Genomic DNA, 15928 nt, shown 5'->3' with positions numbered 1-15928 from the left:
ACGACGACAACGATATGAAGAGGGCCCCGATCGGGGCCCTCTTCATATCGTCAGGCCCGCATCAACAATGGCCTGCTTTTACTCCGCCCCGCTGGCCTGGAATCCGACCGGCGTTGACATCTCGTGCCGTATGGACTCCGCATCATGATACGGGACACCGCTGACCGTCGCCGCATGGACCCGCGCGAGCAACGGCTGGGTCAGACGCTCGGCATCGACCAACAGCAGATTATCGATCCCGTCTTTGGCGACCGCTCTGGCGAGCGTTTTCCCCGCTATGCCCGGCAATAAAGCGACCGGCCACGCAGGCGGCGGCGGCAGATCGCGATTGCAATATTCGACGAACGAGCAAGCGAACGGCTCGGAGCAATGTTCGCCGGGCTGGATGGTGGGCTCATATCCGACCAGGGTCGCCAACGCGCTAGCTACGACATCGCCTCGCGCCGCAACCAGCGGCGTAAGCCCCTCCCCCGCCGGCTCGTCGATGAACAATCCGCGATAGTCACCCTCGCTCTGCAACACGAAAAAGCGGTCGAGCACGCGCACGGATGCGCGTGTGACCTTCACCCCGCACCCGTTTAACACCCACAACTGGGTGGCAAGGTCGGCACGCTGATAGGGTTTAACGCTGGTGGTGCTTTTCACCTCGGTGACCTGCCAGCCGTCACCATCCGGAATCATTAGGTCGACCCGAACTGCCACGCCCTGGTGCATGAACGTTGCCTCGAACAACGGCACGCGGACGTCACGGCCGAACTCGCTCGCCGTCGCCTCGGCGGCTTCGGCCAGGCCTCGGCTGCCGTCGATCTCTATGCCGTCCGGATATAGCGCGCACGCTGCCGCCCCAACCTCGTGCCCGATTTGGAACGCGCGGCGCGTGCCGTCGCTCTCCAGCGCAAGTTCGCGCCGATGGACCGACAGCCACAGTCGCTTCGCACATTGTTCGAAGATCGCAATCCGCGACTTCGACAGACCGTGGCGTCGCGGTTCGACCGGCACGGCAGGGGCATCCGACGCATCCGGTGTGGCCAGGTCGGTCACAACACGTTGCGCACGTTGATACGCTGCCCCGTTACGGTCTCGAGCGATAGTAAAGGGATATCGGCACCAAGCACTGCAGTCATCGCGTCGCCCAGACCGGCGAGCGGGATGCCGTTTACCCACGCCACCACCATGCCAGGCTTCAGACCGGCGCGTTCAGCGCTAGATCCTGGCGACGCCGCGACCACGTACGCACCTTCCGGCATCGACCGGATCGTTAGGCCGAGCGAGGCGATCGTGCCGGGTGTTTGCACCGGATCAACTGGATTCGCCGGGTCGGCCGGCTTACTCATCAGGCTCTCCGGCGGCAGGACCCCGCGCGATACCAAATCGTCGCACATGACGTTGACAAGGCTATTGCTCTCATGGCTGCTGATATCGACCGTTTGGACCTGATCGCGGTCGATCACGATCACGAAGTTGACGTGACGGTATCGTCCTTCGCTAGGCACGATCTGCTGGACATAGCCGCAGGTCGAGTACCCCTGGTATCGCCCCTTATGGCGCCAACCGAGCTTGGCGTAGCCATTCGGCCAGTGGACCGACCAGTTCCCGGGATCGACCAACTTGGCCGCGGGCAGCTTCGCGCGGATCACGGGTTCGGCCACCGCCTTGTATCGCTCCCAGTCCGGCACCGGTCCGTAGACATAGTCGTCACGTGCGAAGGCTGCGGCGTTTAGGGTCAGCGCAGTTAGCGTCGTGCCGACGAGGACGAGCCGCCGCATCATCGTTTTGCTCCCAGCTTGATTGTAGCGCCGCCGATGATCGTCACGGTCGCCGTTTCCCCCGCGGCTCCGATCACTTTGAGCATGGCATCGCCCATGCCGCCGAGCGGGATGGCATTGACCGAACCGATTACCATCCCGGGCTTAATTCCCGCGATCGCCGCAGGCGAGCCGAGCGCTACGCCGCCGACATACGCGCCGTCCGGCATCGCGCGCAGCGTCAACCCGCTAGGAGTTGCCGATATCGCAGATGGCGCGGCCGCGCTCGGCGTTTGCGCTACCGCGGTATCGATCGGTAGCGGGGCGAACAGCCCGTCCTGCTTGGCTTGCACGCACTGGCTGGTCACCCCGCCGTTGGTCGAGGTATCTACTTCGCTGTAAAGCACCCGGCCATAGTCGATCACAACCACGAACGCGCGTGCACCGACATAGCCGCCAAGCCGGTTGCGCGCGTTGATCACGCCGCATGCCAGATATCCCTCCACCCGCGGGGAGAGGAACGGCTTGAAGAACCCCTTATGATACGAGCCCAGCCACTGGATCCGCGCCGACTCCGGATCGAACAACGCAGCGGTAATCGTAGCCTCGGCAACCTGTCGATAGCTCTCCCAGGTTGGCGGGGGACCGAACAAATGCTCCGTCCGCTTGGTCTCGGCGGCGGCCAGGTTGGGAACGACCGCCACACACGCCGCCGCAAGCATTATGACGCACCTCATGCTTCCAGCCCTTGTAGCCGAGGCCGGAAGCTGTTCACGAACTGATTCGCGGCGCGCCCCATCCAGCGCAGCATGCGGTCCTGTTCCTCAGCGTCCCAAGGGATTGCGGACGGAATGACCAGTCCCACCCCCGGCACCTCGTCTTCGGTCCAGTCGGGCGGCGGCAGACCTGCTGTCGTAAATTCGGCATCGATCGCATCCCGGTCGGCACGGCACAGCTCCCACGCTGCGCCATCAAGGCCTGCAAACCGCACGTGTGCCCCACATCGCTGGTTCGTCGAGGACCGGTACAGGTTGACGTAAAGCGCACCCGGCAGCGGTACGCGGATCCAGCCGTTGCCGCCGCGTCGCGCCAGCGGCTGCGCCGGATCATCGAACACGGTCTCGGCGATGAACCGATCGACGAACGCCTGCCACGATCGGCTCAAGTCCGATGGCTCGGTTGTGGTCGCTCCCGTGCGCCGCGTCGGTCGTGCCTCGACCGCATCGATGCTCACCCCTGCCACCTCACTGCGGATCACGTGACGTTCGATCGTGACCGTCTGTGCGAGCACACGCGGCTGGATGATCGTGCGGCTCTCGCCGCTCGCGTCGCTCGCCCGATACTCGGCGAACTCGATCAGCGCGAACTCGAACGCCAGCCCCGGCTGTGCACGCAGATACTCGCCGATCCGCCGCGTGCCCTCTGTGATTCCGTCGCCGGCAATCAGCAGCAGGAACCGCCCGGCCGCAAGGTCGCGCGATACGCGGTCCACGAACTGCGCTTCGTCGAGCACCCCGCCCGCTTCGCGCGCTAGCGTGTAGAGGACGTTGCCCTGACGCCGGGTCGCGATCGTGATCTGGCGCTGCAGATCCTCATACCCATAGCGGCTAAGCTCGCGGGCATAATCGAGGATCTGGCCCACCACCTCCCGGCGCGCTTGCGGGTTACGCCAGAGTTTGCATTCGACCACCACGAGGCGGCCGTGTTCGTCTGCCAGCAGTACGTCGATAAACCCGACGCCAGGAACGTTCAGTTCGCGCGCGACCGTGAACAGCCGCCCATAGCCCGGGTCGATGTCGCGTACCGGCAGAATGGTCGGGTTGTCGTAGATGAGGTCGCGCAGCGTATGCTCTCGCCGTGCTTCGCCTGGAGGCACGCGCTCGACGATCGTCGGCGCATCGTCATCGCGTATCAGTACCAGCGTCATTGTCGCACCTCCGATGTGGGTGCGAGTGCTGTCCACCGATTGGCTTCCTCGTCGCACCTATGTCCTCTCGGGGCGACGGCCGAAGCCGGATGTTGGAAACCTGATCAACGAGCAGGCGCATGCGCCTTTACCGGCAAGCCGGCTGGACATGCGCGCATGCCACCCGGCCTCCGCTTTGGCGGTGACCGAGTTCGTTGATCGGGGTTTCCACGCCCCGCCTCCCGGCTTTCACGGGAGGCGGATTCAGATTGCTCGCTTCGTGCGCGCAGACAAGTGGAATATCGCAAACTGGGCCCGTTCGCGGAATTTAAGCATGCCACGGCCGCTCGCCTTGCCCGCCTCTCGCCGTTCGTCACCGGCTCCGGTACGTCGGACATGGAGATCAACCATGACGCCCTTTGGCGACTTTCAGAATCTGATCTACGGGGGCGGCCTGGCGGGCGTTCAGCTGACTTGGCCGGTCGATTATGCCACCTTGAAAGTGCGCGCCGAGGCCGCGATGCCCCTGAGCGTGCTGAACTACGTGCAGGGCGGCTGCGGCGACGAGTTCACGCAAGATGAAAACGCTTACGCATTCCGTCACTGGGGCATGGTGCCGCGCATGATGGTCGATTGCTCAAAGCGCGACCTCTCGACGCGAGTGTTCGGTATCGAGCTGGAGAGCCCGCTTTTCATGGCGCCGATCGGCGTCACTGGCATGTGCACGCAGGACGGTCACGGCGAACTTGCCGCCGCGCGCGCCAGTGCAGCGACCGGCGTGCCGCTCATCGTGTCGACGCTGTCCAACGACCCGCTCGAGGCAGTACGCACTGCTTGCCGCGACACAGCGGCGCTCTTCCAGCTTTACACGCCGCGCGATCCCGAGGTCGCCGCCAGCTCGGTCGGGCGCGCCGAGGCGGCGGGGTTTAAGGCGATCGTCGTGACGCTTGATACGTGGGTAACCGGCTGGCGGCCGCGCGATCTCAACGTCGCGAACTTTCCGCAACTTCGCGGGCACGTGCTGCAAAACTATTTTACCAATCCCGCCTTTCGAAAGCTGCTCGCCAAGCCGCCCGAGGATGATATGCGCGCCGCGATTGGCACTTGGGCTGCAACCTTCGGTAAGGTGCTGACGTGGGATGACATGGCGTGGTTGCGGAGCCTCACCAAGCTGCCAATCGTTCTGAAGGGGATTTGCCACCCGGATGACGCGCGACGCGCGATAGATACCGGTGCCGATGGTATTTACGTGTCGAACCACGGTGGCCGCCAGGCCAATGGCGGCATCGCTGCGATCGACATGCTCCCAGAGGTCGTGGCGGCGGTCGCGGGCCGCATACCCGTGCTGTTCGATAGCGGGATACGCTCGGGCAGCGATGTGATCAAAGCGATAGCGCTCGGCGCAGACCTGGTTGGATTTGGCCGGCCATACAGCTATGGCCTCGCGCTTGGTGGCGCAGACGGCTGCGCTCATGTGTTGCGCTGTCTGCTTGCTGAGGCGGACCTGCTGATGGCGGTAAACGTTTGGCCAACCCTCGCCGCCGCGCGCGAAGCCGGCGCGGAACGGACAGATTTTAAAACGCCGAGCCGATGGAGTGCGTAGGAGCTGACCGTCGGTTTTTGGGCTAATTCGGGTGGAGAACGGCCCGGCCGCTTTCGAAAGTCCAGACGCCGTAAACCGCCTCTCGTTCAGGCTCGGCAAAAGCGACGTGAGCTGAAAACATCGTCCGCGTATCGTTCAGATGGCGCACAAACGTGATGCCGGCCTGTCAGATTTCAGAAAGCGATTTCAAACCGGCGAAATGAAGAGGTGCGACCGTCTCAATCATCTCGAGGAGATAGGTCACATTCTTCTGCGTCTCTGCGACCAGCGCCGGATCGAATGCTTTGCCGGTGTGATGCGAAAGATCATTCGCGAACTTGTAGATCGCGGTCCGCTTGTGCTGGTCGAAGGCAGTCTCGTCCAGCTTCTGGTAAAGGCTCCGGTTCGACGGCACGTGGAAGTCTAGGAAAGTCTCCAGCACCTTACGGGCGATGTTGGGCATGTGGTAGCAACCATGGATGGTGCCATCGGAGGTGAAGTTGTGGAGCACCTTGAAAAGATAGTGGTATTCGGTGGCGTGTTCCACGAGAAGTCTGTCGAGCGGGGCGAGCCTCGCCGAACGGCCCCCGGCATGCTCGGCGCACAGCACCATGCTGTAGCTCTTCGTAATCGCCCTCGGCGTGCTCTTGAACCAGTTCAGCAGCAGGCGCAGGAACTCGAAGTTGTGCGTCAGGATAAAGAGCTGCTTGGCGTCCTGAGTCTCGTTCTTTAGGAACGAGAAGGCTTGGTAGATCGCAGATGCGTCTAGGCTCGAAATAGGATCGTCGATCACGACCACCCCCTCGGCGAGCTCGAAGTCCTGATCCTTCAGCTGCACGAGGAAGTAGAGGAAGGCGATGGCCGTCTTCTCGCCCTCGCTCAGGCGCCTGGCGGGCTTGCCGCGGCGCAGGACGCTGTAACCCTCGGCGCCGGACTCGAACTTGAGATCGGTCCGGCCCAGGAACTGCTTCAGGTGCTTCGTCAGACCCTCGCCGCCGGCGTGCGAACTCGAAACCTTCGTCTGGTTCTCGATGATGGCGGTATCGATCGCCTGGAGACCGCGGGGATCGTCGAGCCCAGCGCCGCCTTCGTTCAGCAGGTCGATCTCGGCCTTCAGGCGATGCAGCTCTCTATCGAACTCCGCGACCTGTTCCCTGATCGAGAGAAGGTAATGGGTCTCGAGCGCCTTCCGTGCGTCGTCACGCGCCTTGTCGAAGCTGGCGGTCTTGGAATCGTGCCGGCTGGCTAGCTCGGCGATCTCCCCGTGAATGGCCAAGCAGGGAGCGGCATCCGATGCGATGTCCAGGTCGTATGCCTGGGTGCGCCGCGTCAGCTTGTCGGCCAGCGCGGCGTCTATGGCGTGCATTTCATGCCATAGGAGCCCGACCGCCAAGCCGAGCCGTTCGCCCGCAGCGCGCCATTCGTCACGAAGTTCGGAGTAGAGAGCGGACTGCTCCTTGTGTGAGAAGCGCTGCAATGCGTCCATGGTGGCGTGTAGGTCCGCGCGCTCGACCTCGATTTCGTCCTTGAGACGCTGGTCCTCGGCGCTGAAATGATCGGCTAGCGCCTGCAGCCGCTCGACGGGCATTGGCTGATCGCAATACTCGCATCTGCCGCTGCTATGGGCTGCATGGACGCCGATTCCCTCCTCGACCCAGCTCGAGATCTCGGGATTGGCGGCCAAGCGCTCGATCACGGTCGATTGTGCGGAACGGCCCGCCAAGTCGCGTGCGCGCGCTGCGGCGCGGGCTGCGTGCGCAAGAGCGCTCATGGTCCGGCCGTCCTTGCCGATGACGTTCGGCACTTGCACGGCTCCGATCGCCGCCATGACTTCCTGACGGACCGTCGTCCTGTGGACGTCCAGCTCCTCCTCGCTGAGCTTCCGTGTCGCCTGCAGTTTGGCGTAAGCGGCTTCGGCGTCGGGCTTTCGGTAGCTTCGAAGCGTCGATCCGCTGGTCGCCTCACCGATCGTCTTGGCAATGGCGGAGAACAGCTTGCCCTTGTCGGCCTCAGTCTTCGCGATTCGTGGCCCGAGCTCGCCTAACCGTTGCCGCCGCTGATCCCGGGTCGCAATGTCGGCCTTCAGCTCCGCCGCAACCTCCTTATTCTCCTCGCCGAGTATGAGTATGTGCCGGAGGGGGCCGTCGAACCGGCCGATGTTAGCTTCGACGAAGTCGCTGTTGAACACCCTGACGCGGCGACCGTAGCTGGCACCGCGCGTCAGCTGCCCGGATTGCGTGTCGATCGTGAATTCCAGATCAGGGTGGTCGGGGTGTTCACCCGCCTCGAGGCATCCAAGGAGTCGGGAGATCGTCGTCTTACCGGCACCGTTTTCGCCGTAAATGACATTGTACCGTCCGAACGGTGATTGATTCGCCGCGGACGTGTAGTCGTCGAAGACGCCCAGGCCCCTTATCCTTCTGATCTGTGTCAGCATCGAACATTCCCCTGAACATGGGAATAGCAGCTACATAGGCACACCACGAGCACGATATACTAAGGTGGGGGCTGTGTGGCGCCTAGGCGTGCCATCCCTCCGAGATCGTCCATTCCGTTGCCGCGCCGGGCGGCGGCCGGGTGTCGGGCGCTGCCATCCATCCACCCTGATCCCTGGCTGAATCTATCGTGGACTAGATGGGCGTGTCGAGCTTTCCACAGTCTAGTGGCGCTAGAACGGTAAATCGTCGAGATCACCCAGATCGTCGTCGTCTTCCAAAGGAAGCATGGCTGCGGTCGACGCACCGAGCGATCCGAATAGGCTTGCCAATGCGGCGTCGTCGAATTTGTCGCTTGGTAGATCGTCGGACCCAGTAAAGCTCGCTTCAGTGTCATCAGCCTCTGTCTCGCGCAATTGTGTAGTTCGCTGTTTGAGGGCGGCATCGGCACGCTCGACGATGCGCGGATCGGCATGGAATCGAGCTGCGAGCGTGTTGATCGTCTTGCCCCAGTCTTCCAGCGTGGATTCCGAATCCAGGTGGCCGAGATTGTCTTCCAAATCTTCCATCATGCGCCGAGCTGCGCCTCCGATCTCGGCGACAAGTGCTGGCGGTAGATTGCCTTCATGTTCGTCGGAAGCCGCGAGAATCCGGGTGATGTCGTCTGGATCGAGATCGGTCGCAAGCAGTCCAGATAAGCCGGCCTGAACCGCGTTGATCAGTTCGGACGGTGTCGGCTCACCCAAAGCCTGTGCTGCACGCAGCCCAGCTAAAATCTCCGGCAGCTTCCTTCCGTTCTCCCACGCAGACAGAGCGGCGTGACCCCGGTCAGCGATCGTCTGCGCAGCCGCGATGAACGGCGCGGCGTTCGAAAGCCGCCACCAGTTCACGAGAAGGTCCATGCGGTCCGAATTCGGCAGCTCGTACATCCGAGAGCGGTATGTTTCTCCCGGAATGCGCTTCCACACCTCCACCGTTACGAAACGCTCACAAAGCCGGACGAATCTGAAAACGAAGGCGGTGATCCCCTCGTTGGTCGGACCGGGCTGCTTCATGAAGTGGTCGAAGAGGTTACGCGCACTTCGTAGCGTGGGAACGCCGTCGGCCAGCACGGACAACAACGCCTTGTCACTCAGGTAACGTGCAAGATAGTCTCGTATTGACGGGTTGACGAAGCGCACCACCGTTCCTGAAATCACGACGAAGCTCCCCTCGATCGTACGGAGCGCGCCTTCGAAATCCTTCGGGTCATATGGCACGCCGAATTTCGCGCATAGAACCGGGTGAACGCCGGCGAACACTTCCTCGAGATCGTCGACCTCGGAGCCGTATTCGGACGTCAGAAACAGGGCGATCAGCAAGTGCTGCGAGCGCCGCGTGATATGGGTGCGGAACGCCTTGTCCCAGATGAGATCAGGGTCCTTTAGCGTATCGAGAAACGCTCTGGGATACCCTGCCGGATCGGTATCAGCGATCCGGTCCGCCTCGGTCATGAACTGGACGATGCGGGGATTGTAGTGTTTGTGATCAACGATCTTCTTGATCGCTTTCTGAGGCTCTGTCAGACCAACGAGGCGTTCGCTACCGTGGCCCAATGAGTATCAAATCGAGAGCCCTGCCCCGTAGCCCGTTCCGTCGATTTAATTCCCCACCCGAGGTGATCCGGCTGGTGGTGATGATGTATGTGCGGTTCCCGCTATCGCTTCGAAACGTCGAGGATCTCTTGTTCGAGCGCGGGATCGACATTTGCCATGAGACTGTGCGGCAATGGTGGGGGCGGTTCGGCCCGATCTTCGCCGCCGACATCCGGCGGCAGCGGGTCAACCGGATGCGCGGATTCCAACACTGGCGCTGGCATCTCGACGAGATGTACGTGAAGCTCAATGGCGAGATGGTTTACCTCTGGCGCGCGGTCGATCACGAAGGCGAGATCCTCGAAAGCTTCGTCACCAGGACGCGTGACAAGGCCGCGGCGCTGACTTTCATGAAAAAGACGCTGAAACGCCATGGCTCGCCGGAGGCGATCAGGACCGATGGCCTTCGCTCCTATCGCGCAGCGATGAAGGATCTTGGGAACGAGGAGAAGCAGGAGGTCGCTCGCTGGGCCAATAACCGGGTGGAAAACAGCCACCTGCCCTTCCGACGACGAGAGCGGGCGATGCTTAGGTTCAGGCAGATGAAGACCCTACAAGAGTTCGCCAGCGTACATGCAAACGTGCACAACCACTTCAATCTCGAACGCCATCTCGTCGACCGCAAAACCTTCAAACGACGCCGCTCAGCCGCACAGGCCGAGTGGCAGTCGGTCATGGGCTAGACTCCCATTACAAAAGCCCGACATGCATCGTGGAGAGAGCGGTTCGCGTTATACTGACAGCACCTTTTCGCCCCGTGAATTTGAGCGAGGTCATCGGGCACGTGGTGGCAACTCACCAGCCGGTGGCAGAAGATGACGGCAAGACCCTGCTGGCGGAGCATGAGCCTGGGCTCGTCGTCGCGGGAGACGCGGAATTGCTCGCACAAATGCTGACGAACCTGATCGACAACGCAATCCGGCACACCCCCGCTGGCAGCCTGATCGTCAGTAAGCTGGAACGCATGGACGACAGTGTCATCGCGACCATCAGCGATGATGGCCCGGGCGTTCCGGCGGGGGAACGCGTCAATGTTCTTTCCCGCTTTTACCGACTTGATCGTAGCCGTCATCTACCCGGCACCGGTTTGGGCATGTCGCTCGCCGCTGCGATTGCCGCACTCCATCATGCGCGCATCGACCTCCTGGATAATAGCCCGGGGCTGCGCGTGCGCATAACCTTTCCCAAGTCCCCGCCAGCGTTAGAACACAGCGCCAGCCCGTCAAAAAACCAAGCAGATTAGCAATCCCTAACGTGACGTGCGGCACCCGCCGGGTCAGAAGGCGCTGGCTATTATCCCGGAGACCGCAATGCCCCGCCATTCGCTTCCTGCCTTGCTCGCCGCCGCTGCCATGCCGCTCGTGATCGCCGCAACTCCGGCACCGACCTATTCGGTGGCCCAGGCTATCGCCGGACCCGATGGGTCGTGGGATTATGCGAGAGCCGATGATGACGGCAGCCATGTCTATGTCGCGCGCAGCAATGCCGTCACGGTAATCGACGTGACGACAGGCGCGGTTTCTTCGCTCGGTAATGTGCAGCGCGGACACGCGGTAGTGCCGCTGCCCGGGGGCAAGCTCCTCGTGACGAGCGGGACCGATGGCACCGTGCGGTTGTTCGACACCGGGTCGAGCACGGAATCCGCGAGCATTCCGGTCGGTAAGAAGCCCGATGCTGCTATCCTCGACGCCACGATGACTCACGCGTTCGTCATGAATGCCGACAGCGGTACCGTATCGGTGATCGACCTCGCCGCGGCAAAGGTGACCAAGACCATAAAGGTGAGCCCAGCGCTCGAATATGCAGCGTTCGGGTCGGACGGCACGCTGTTCATTAATAACGAGGACAAAGACGAGATCGATACCGTCGACGTCACGCGCGGGGCTGCTGGCAAGACGATCGCGCTTCCGGGCTGCAAGGCTCCCACAGGCCTTGGCTATGACAAAGCGCATGACCGGCTGATCGCATCGTGCGCCAACGGCAAGGCCGCCATTGTTGATGCGCACAAGCGGCAGCTGACGGCGCTGGTCGATATCGGTTCGGGGCCGGATGCGGTGATCATGGATGAAGCCCGTGGTCTCGCGTTCATCCCCTGCGGAAAGGATGGCATTCTCGATATCCTCGCCCTCACTGGCGTCGCAGTGACGCATGTCGGAGTCGTCAAGACCGAGGTCGGCGCACGGACCGGAGCGCTCGATCCAAAGACGGGGTCGATCTATCTACCGACTGCTAAGTTCGGCGCCCCCGCTACTGCCGGTGGCCGACCTGTGATGCTGCCTGGGTCTTTTCACGTCCTGGTGTTAAAGCGGGCGTGATCGGCAGGGCACGCGCGTACGCTAGGGAGCGTCCTGAGCTGGTCGTCCTGCTGGCGTTCGCGCTGACTGCCTTGACGCTGCTAATCATCTTCTATCTCGGCTCGGAGGTGATGGAGGGCGACACCAAGGCTTTCGACATAGCTGTCCTCACGCGCCTCCGTCACGCTACAGAGGGCGATGCGGCTTGGAAAACGGCGTTGCGGGCAGCGATGCTCGACCTCACTGCGCTTGGCGACAACGCCACCCTCGTCATCGTCGTGGCGATGGTATCTGGTTTCCTCATGCTGGCGCGCCAAAGACAGCTCGCGCTTCTGCTCGTCGCCGCGTCTGCAACCGGCGGTCTCCTCACCACCGCGCTGAAGCTCTTGTTTGATCGCCCCCGTCCCGACGTCGTAGCGCATCTTGCCAGTTTTGGTACCGCGAGTTTTCCAAGCGGTCATGCGATGAACTCGGCCGTCATATACCTTACACTTGCTGGGCTGGTCGCGCTTGCGGTGCCGACTTTGCGCCTTCGCGTCTATATCCTGTGCTGCGCCGTCGCGCTCACATCGGCGATCGGTCTGTCGCGCCTATACCTGGGCGTCCATTGGACGACTGACGTCGTCGCCGGCTGGATCGCCGGGTCGGGATGGGCAGTGTTCTGGTGGTCCATCGCATGGTTGTTCCGAACGCATAAAGCTTAGTCGCCGAAGTAGACAGTATAGCTTTGGAGTTCGGCGGCAATGTTGCGATCTCAAAACGGTCTTGCGCTGATCTCCTGAAGATTGATTCTTGCCAACGTTGGAAAAACAGCCCGCAAAGTCCCATTGCTGTAACAATTCATCCCCACCCCGATGTCACCGGGAGCGTCAAAGAGCGCCATCGATAAGGCGAGCGTACGCATAGATTGGGATGAGCATCATGAAGATTCGGACGTTGTCGCTTCTCTCGACGGCGGTAGCAGCGCTTGCCCCGCTCAGCGCACAAGCACAGACCGCGCCCGCGCCAGCACCGGCGGCGCAAACTGATAGCCGCGATATTGTCGTCACCGGGACTCGAGCAGCGCAAACTGCGCGCGCCGAGGAGAAAGCTGCAGTAAACATGGTGAATGTCCAGGCAGCGGAAGACATCATCAAATATCCCGACTTCAATGCCGCCGAAGCGCTTGGCCGCATCCCGGGCGTCAGCCTAGCGATTGACACCGGCGAGGGCCGTTTCGTCAACATCCGCGGCATCGACGGCAATCTGAACGGCACCACGTTTGGCGGCGTAACGTTGCTCAACACGCAGCCTGGCGGCACCTATTTCGGCGGTGGCGGTCGCGCCGTGGAGCTCGATACCGTACCGATCGGTTCGATCGACCGGTTGGTCGTGCGCAAGACCGGCATGCCAGACCAGGAGGCCGAGGGACTGGGCGGTTCGGTCGAACTCACACCGCGTACCGCAGTCGGTTTGACGAAGCCGTTCTTCGAAGGGACCATCGGAGGCGGTTATCAGAACGCACACAAGAATGGCGACGTCTTCATCGGCGAGGCGGCGGCAGGCACGGCTTTTGGGCCGGATAAGCAGTTCGCAATTGTGCTAACTGGCTCGTTTCACACCGACAAGCGCGGCTTTGACGATGCCGAGCCCGGTCTCCTTGACGCCGTGCAGCCCGGAACTCCGGGTGACCGCGTCCTCGATTCGCTCGACCTGCGGCGCTATAGCTACAACCGCCGTCGCTTCGGCTTTGGCGGCGAGTTCGACTGGAATCCCGACGGGCAGAACCACTTTTATATTCGCGCAAACGATGCAGGTTATACCGAGTCGGTGCACCGTTCGGTGCTGCAGTATCGGGGCCTGGGGGACGCTACGACCACCAATGGCAGCGTCATCACTGCAACGGGCGTCGATGCGCACGTTACGCTGCGCGACGAACAGGAGACTCATCTCAATTTCATCGCGGCGGCGGGCGGCCGGAACAATCTGGGCAAGGTCATTCTCGACTATCAGCTGTCTTATACGGCTTCGACCTATCACCGCGATTACGACCGCAACTCCACCTTCACGCGCCCAGGCCAGCCGGGCTTTACCGTTGCCTATGACAATACGAGCTTGCTCTATCCGACGCTGTCGTCCTCGCGCTTCAATCCGAGTGACCCGTCGCAATTCACCCTTACCGGCGCGAACAACGCGACCGAGCGCGCTCATGACCGGGAATATGCAGCGGTGCTCAATGTGACGGTTCCAACCACCTTGCTTGGTGGTGACGGAGCGTTCAAGGTTGGCGGCAAGCTGCGTTTTCGTGACAAGATCGATCAGCCGAACAATCTGAGCTATGCGGGCGTGTCGGCGACGTCGTTATCTGCTGTGCTTGGGGACGGGCCGTTCACCAATTATTATGCCGGGACCTACGATGTCGGTTATGCTCCGAGCATCTCCGGCGTTCGCGCCGTCTTGGCGCCGCTGATTCAGTTTACCAGCACCGCCAACGCGGTGCGTAATGCCTCCGGATTCTTCAACGACACAGAGAACATCTCCGCGGCCTATGCCCAATATTCCGGCAAATTCGGCAAGCTGAACGTTCTTGCAGGGCTGCGGGTCGAAAACACTTACGGCGCCTATCGTGGTACGACGCGCACGACCAGCGCCCTAGGCGTTGATTCGTTCTCGCCGGCGTCACGCAAGTCGAGCTACACCAATTTCTTCCCGACCGTTCAGCTTCGCTACGATTTGGCCAAGAACTTTGTCGCACGTGCAACCTACTCGACCGGGATCGGGCGCCCGGGCTTCCTGCAACTGCTGTCCGGCGCGACGGTGGATGTCGGCAACCGTGCGGTCTCTGTCGGTAACCCGAGCCTCAAGCCAACGACGGTCAACGCGTTTGACGGGCAAATCGAATATTATCTGCCCAATTCAGGCATCCTATCGTTCGGTGCATTCGACAAGGAGTTCAACAATTACATTATTAACGGCGTCACCCGGGATCCCAACTATCCCGGCATAACCGATGGCATCACCACGATCACGACCTACACAAACGTCGCCAGCTCACACGCCCGTGGCATCGAAGCGCAGTACAGCCAGAAGTTCAGCTTCTTGTCGGCGCCGTTTGATGGCTTCGGCGCCCTGGGCAATGTGACCTATGTCTGGTCGAAGTTCGCCATTCGACCGGGCGAGACGAGCCGTCTGCCGGGCACGTCGCCGCTGACCTACAATCTCAGCCTGTTCTACGAAGCGCATAAGGCACAGCTGCGGCTGTCGCTCAGCCATGTCGATGGCGCCATCTTCGGTGTCGGCGGAGCTTCCGGATTCGATACCTTCGAAGATCAGCGGACTCAGCTCGACCTGACGTCGTCGTATCAGGTGACGCAGCATATGGCCGTGTATTTCAACGCGAAAAACCTCAACAATTCACCGCTCCGCTATTATGAAGGCCTGCCCAACCGGACGACGCAGCGCGAATTTTATGACCAGAGCTATGAGGCTGGCTTTAGGTTCAAGTTCTGAGGTCGAGCGAACAGCAACATCGGCAAGAGCGAGCCGTTAGCCGTAATGCGACTTTGCGAGCCCAGTCGGTTACGAGCGGTCGGGAGGACGTTGTTTCGAGAGCGGCTTTACTCACATTTCGTAGCGCGCGCCGCGGTTTCGAGATACGCGCCATAGTGGGGTCGCAGCGTTCGTATGTATGCGGCCTTGGACCCGGCGTGGCCGCCCGGCAGCAGGTCTGAAGAAACAAATCGTCTCGTGGTTCGCCACGACTTGGTAGCGATGAAGCGCGGATTTCGCACCTCATCGCTACTCGGTGCGGCGTTATTTTTTGGCGGCCGAGTCCATGGCATCAGCCTTGTTCTCGCCAGCCTCGCGGACCGCGTCCGCTTTGTTGTTCAAGGCATCAGCGCGATTGTCCATCGCGACTTCGGTGTTGCCACCCATAGCGTCGGCGGTATCCCGGATTGCAGATGCATTTGCGTCCATCTTGTCCGCGGCATTGTCGGTAACAGCGGCCACGTTGTCGGCAGCAGCGGTTTTGTGACCGCACGCGGTGAGCGACAGCAGGCAGAAGCCTGCGGCGAGCACGAGTTTCTTGTTCATTTGCATCCCCTAGAGAGTTGCTCGACCGATCTGTCGATGCGTCCTCGATCTTCCTGAAATCTTCGCGGGCAGCAAGTGGAAAGCGATCATTGGACTGGCGCATGATCGCCCATGGGATTACATTTCGATCACCACGGACGATGGTTCGGGTGGGCCGCCGCGCTCTTAGCTCCCAAGCCAGCGCGGCGGCTCCGTTGCTTCAAGTTTTCTGAGCGAGACCAACGGCCCTGGAAGGCCATGCTGCCGATCTCGCTGCCG

General features: G+C 61.6%; 13 protein-coding genes. 6 read left to right on the top strand and 7 right to left on the bottom strand.

Going from position 1 to position 15928, the window contains the following annotated elements; translation table 11 throughout:
* Positions 1–78 precede the first annotated feature (78 nt).
* The 4 genes from ACP7C5_RS18400 to ACP7C5_RS18385 are packed head-to-tail and all read right to left on the bottom strand — an operon-like array spanning position 79 to position 3672.
* The gene (locus ACP7C5_RS18400) at positions 79–1041 is read right to left on the bottom strand and encodes a hypothetical protein (protein WP_426265382.1); all 963 of its coding nucleotides are present in this window, start codon (positions 1039–1041) and stop codon (positions 79–81) included.
* Positions 1038–1769: a hypothetical protein gene (locus tag ACP7C5_RS18395; RefSeq protein WP_426265381.1), complete on the bottom strand. Its 732-nt coding sequence runs from the start codon at positions 1767–1769 to the stop codon at positions 1038–1040. The genes ACP7C5_RS18400 and ACP7C5_RS18395 overlap by 4 nt, the downstream gene beginning before the upstream one ends.
* Entirely contained in the window at positions 1766–2482 is a 717-nt protein-coding gene (locus ACP7C5_RS18390) for a hypothetical protein (RefSeq protein WP_426265380.1), read from the bottom strand. Before ACP7C5_RS18390 ends, ACP7C5_RS18395 begins: the two co-directional genes overlap by 4 nt.
* The gene (locus tag ACP7C5_RS18385) at positions 2479–3672 is read right to left on the bottom strand and encodes a hypothetical protein (protein WP_426265379.1); all 1194 of its coding nucleotides are present in this window, start codon (positions 3670–3672) and stop codon (positions 2479–2481) included. The genes ACP7C5_RS18390 and ACP7C5_RS18385 overlap by 4 nt, the downstream gene beginning before the upstream one ends.
* A gap of 388 nt (positions 3673–4060) precedes the next feature.
* Between ACP7C5_RS18385 and ACP7C5_RS18380 the strand changes: the two genes are divergently transcribed.
* Entirely contained in the window at positions 4061–5254 is a 1194-nt protein-coding gene (locus tag ACP7C5_RS18380) for an alpha-hydroxy-acid oxidizing protein (RefSeq protein ID WP_426265378.1), read from the top strand.
* Positions 5255–5420: 166 nt separating this feature from the next.
* Here the strand turns inward: ACP7C5_RS18380 and ACP7C5_RS18375 are convergent, their stop codons facing one another.
* Together ACP7C5_RS18375 and ACP7C5_RS18370 are read right to left on the bottom strand one after the other, a co-directional pair.
* A complete protein-coding gene (locus tag ACP7C5_RS18375) occupies positions 5421–7670 on the bottom strand; it encodes an AAA family ATPase (protein ID WP_426265377.1) in 2250 nt (749 codons plus the stop codon).
* 231 nt (positions 7671–7901) lie between these two features.
* Entirely contained in the window at positions 7902–9263 is a 1362-nt protein-coding gene (locus ACP7C5_RS18370) for a hypothetical protein (protein WP_426265376.1), read from the bottom strand.
* Between ACP7C5_RS18370 and ACP7C5_RS18365 the strand changes: the two genes are divergently transcribed.
* The 5 genes from ACP7C5_RS18365 to ACP7C5_RS18345 all read left to right on the top strand — a co-directional run bounded on the left by ACP7C5_RS18365 (position 9263) and on the right by ACP7C5_RS18345 (position 15085).
* The gene (locus tag ACP7C5_RS18365) at positions 9263–9985 is read left to right on the top strand and encodes an IS6 family transposase (RefSeq protein WP_426265375.1); all 723 of its coding nucleotides are present in this window, start codon (positions 9263–9265) and stop codon (positions 9983–9985) included. The two genes, ACP7C5_RS18370 and ACP7C5_RS18365, sit on opposite strands and share 1 nt — an antisense overlap.
* A gap of 80 nt (positions 9986–10065) precedes the next feature.
* Positions 10066–10545 carry a sensor histidine kinase gene (locus ACP7C5_RS18360; RefSeq protein ID WP_426265374.1) on the top strand — a complete coding sequence of 160 codons (480 nt, stop codon included), beginning with the start codon at positions 10066–10068 and terminating at the stop codon, positions 10543–10545.
* A gap of 67 nt (positions 10546–10612) precedes the next feature.
* A complete protein-coding gene (locus ACP7C5_RS18355; RefSeq protein WP_426265373.1) occupies positions 10613–11617 on the top strand; it encodes a gluconolactonase in 1005 nt (334 codons plus the stop codon).
* On the top strand, positions 11614–12300 hold the full coding sequence (locus ACP7C5_RS18350) for a phosphatase PAP2 family protein (protein ID WP_426265372.1): 687 nt from the start codon (positions 11614–11616) through the stop codon (positions 12298–12300). The genes ACP7C5_RS18355 and ACP7C5_RS18350 overlap by 4 nt, the downstream gene beginning before the upstream one ends.
* A 217-nt stretch (positions 12301–12517) precedes the next feature.
* A complete protein-coding gene (locus ACP7C5_RS18345; protein ID WP_426265371.1) occupies positions 12518–15085 on the top strand; it encodes a TonB-dependent receptor in 2568 nt (855 codons plus the stop codon).
* Between the two features lie 303 nt (positions 15086–15388).
* On the opposite strand, the gene ACP7C5_RS18340 is transcribed toward ACP7C5_RS18345, so the two are convergent.
* A complete protein-coding gene (locus ACP7C5_RS18340) occupies positions 15389–15670 on the bottom strand; it encodes a hypothetical protein (RefSeq protein ID WP_229839588.1) in 282 nt (93 codons plus the stop codon).
* Between the last annotated feature and the right edge of the window lie 258 nt (positions 15671–15928).

The sequence above is a fragment of the Sphingomonas sp. PWP1-2 genome (assembly GCF_049898305.1).
Lineage (GTDB): Bacteria > Pseudomonadota > Alphaproteobacteria > Sphingomonadales > Sphingomonadaceae > Sphingomonas > Sphingomonas glacialis.
The sequence above is the reverse complement of the archived record's forward strand: the minus strand, read 5'-3'. Positions and strand labels throughout refer to the sequence as shown.

Coding starts and splice junctions, on each gene's coding strand:
- ACP7C5_RS18395 (WP_426265381.1), bottom strand. CDS start 1,769: ATGATGCGGCGGCTCGTCCTCGTCGGCACGACGCTAACTGCGCTGACC.
- ACP7C5_RS18390 (WP_426265380.1), bottom strand. CDS start 2,482: ATGAGGTGCGTCATAATGCTTGCGGCGGCGTGTGTGGCGGTCGTTCCC.
- ACP7C5_RS18385 (WP_426265379.1), bottom strand. CDS start 3,672: ATGACGCTGGTACTGATACGCGATGACGATGCGCCGACGATCGTCGAG.
- ACP7C5_RS18380 (WP_426265378.1), top strand. CDS start 4,061: ATGACGCCCTTTGGCGACTTTCAGAATCTGATCTACGGGGGCGGCCTG.
- ACP7C5_RS18375 (WP_426265377.1), bottom strand. CDS start 7,670: ATGCTGACACAGATCAGAAGGATAAGGGGCCTGGGCGTCTTCGACGAC.
- ACP7C5_RS18365 (WP_426265375.1), top strand. CDS start 9,263: ATGAGTATCAAATCGAGAGCCCTGCCCCGTAGCCCGTTCCGTCGATTT.
- ACP7C5_RS18355 (WP_426265373.1), top strand. CDS start 10,613: ATGCCCCGCCATTCGCTTCCTGCCTTGCTCGCCGCCGCTGCCATGCCG.
- ACP7C5_RS18345 (WP_426265371.1), top strand. CDS start 12,518: ATGAAGATTCGGACGTTGTCGCTTCTCTCGACGGCGGTAGCAGCGCTT.
- ACP7C5_RS18340 (WP_229839588.1), bottom strand. CDS start 15,670: ATGAACAAGAAACTCGTGCTCGCCGCAGGCTTCTGCCTGCTGTCGCTC.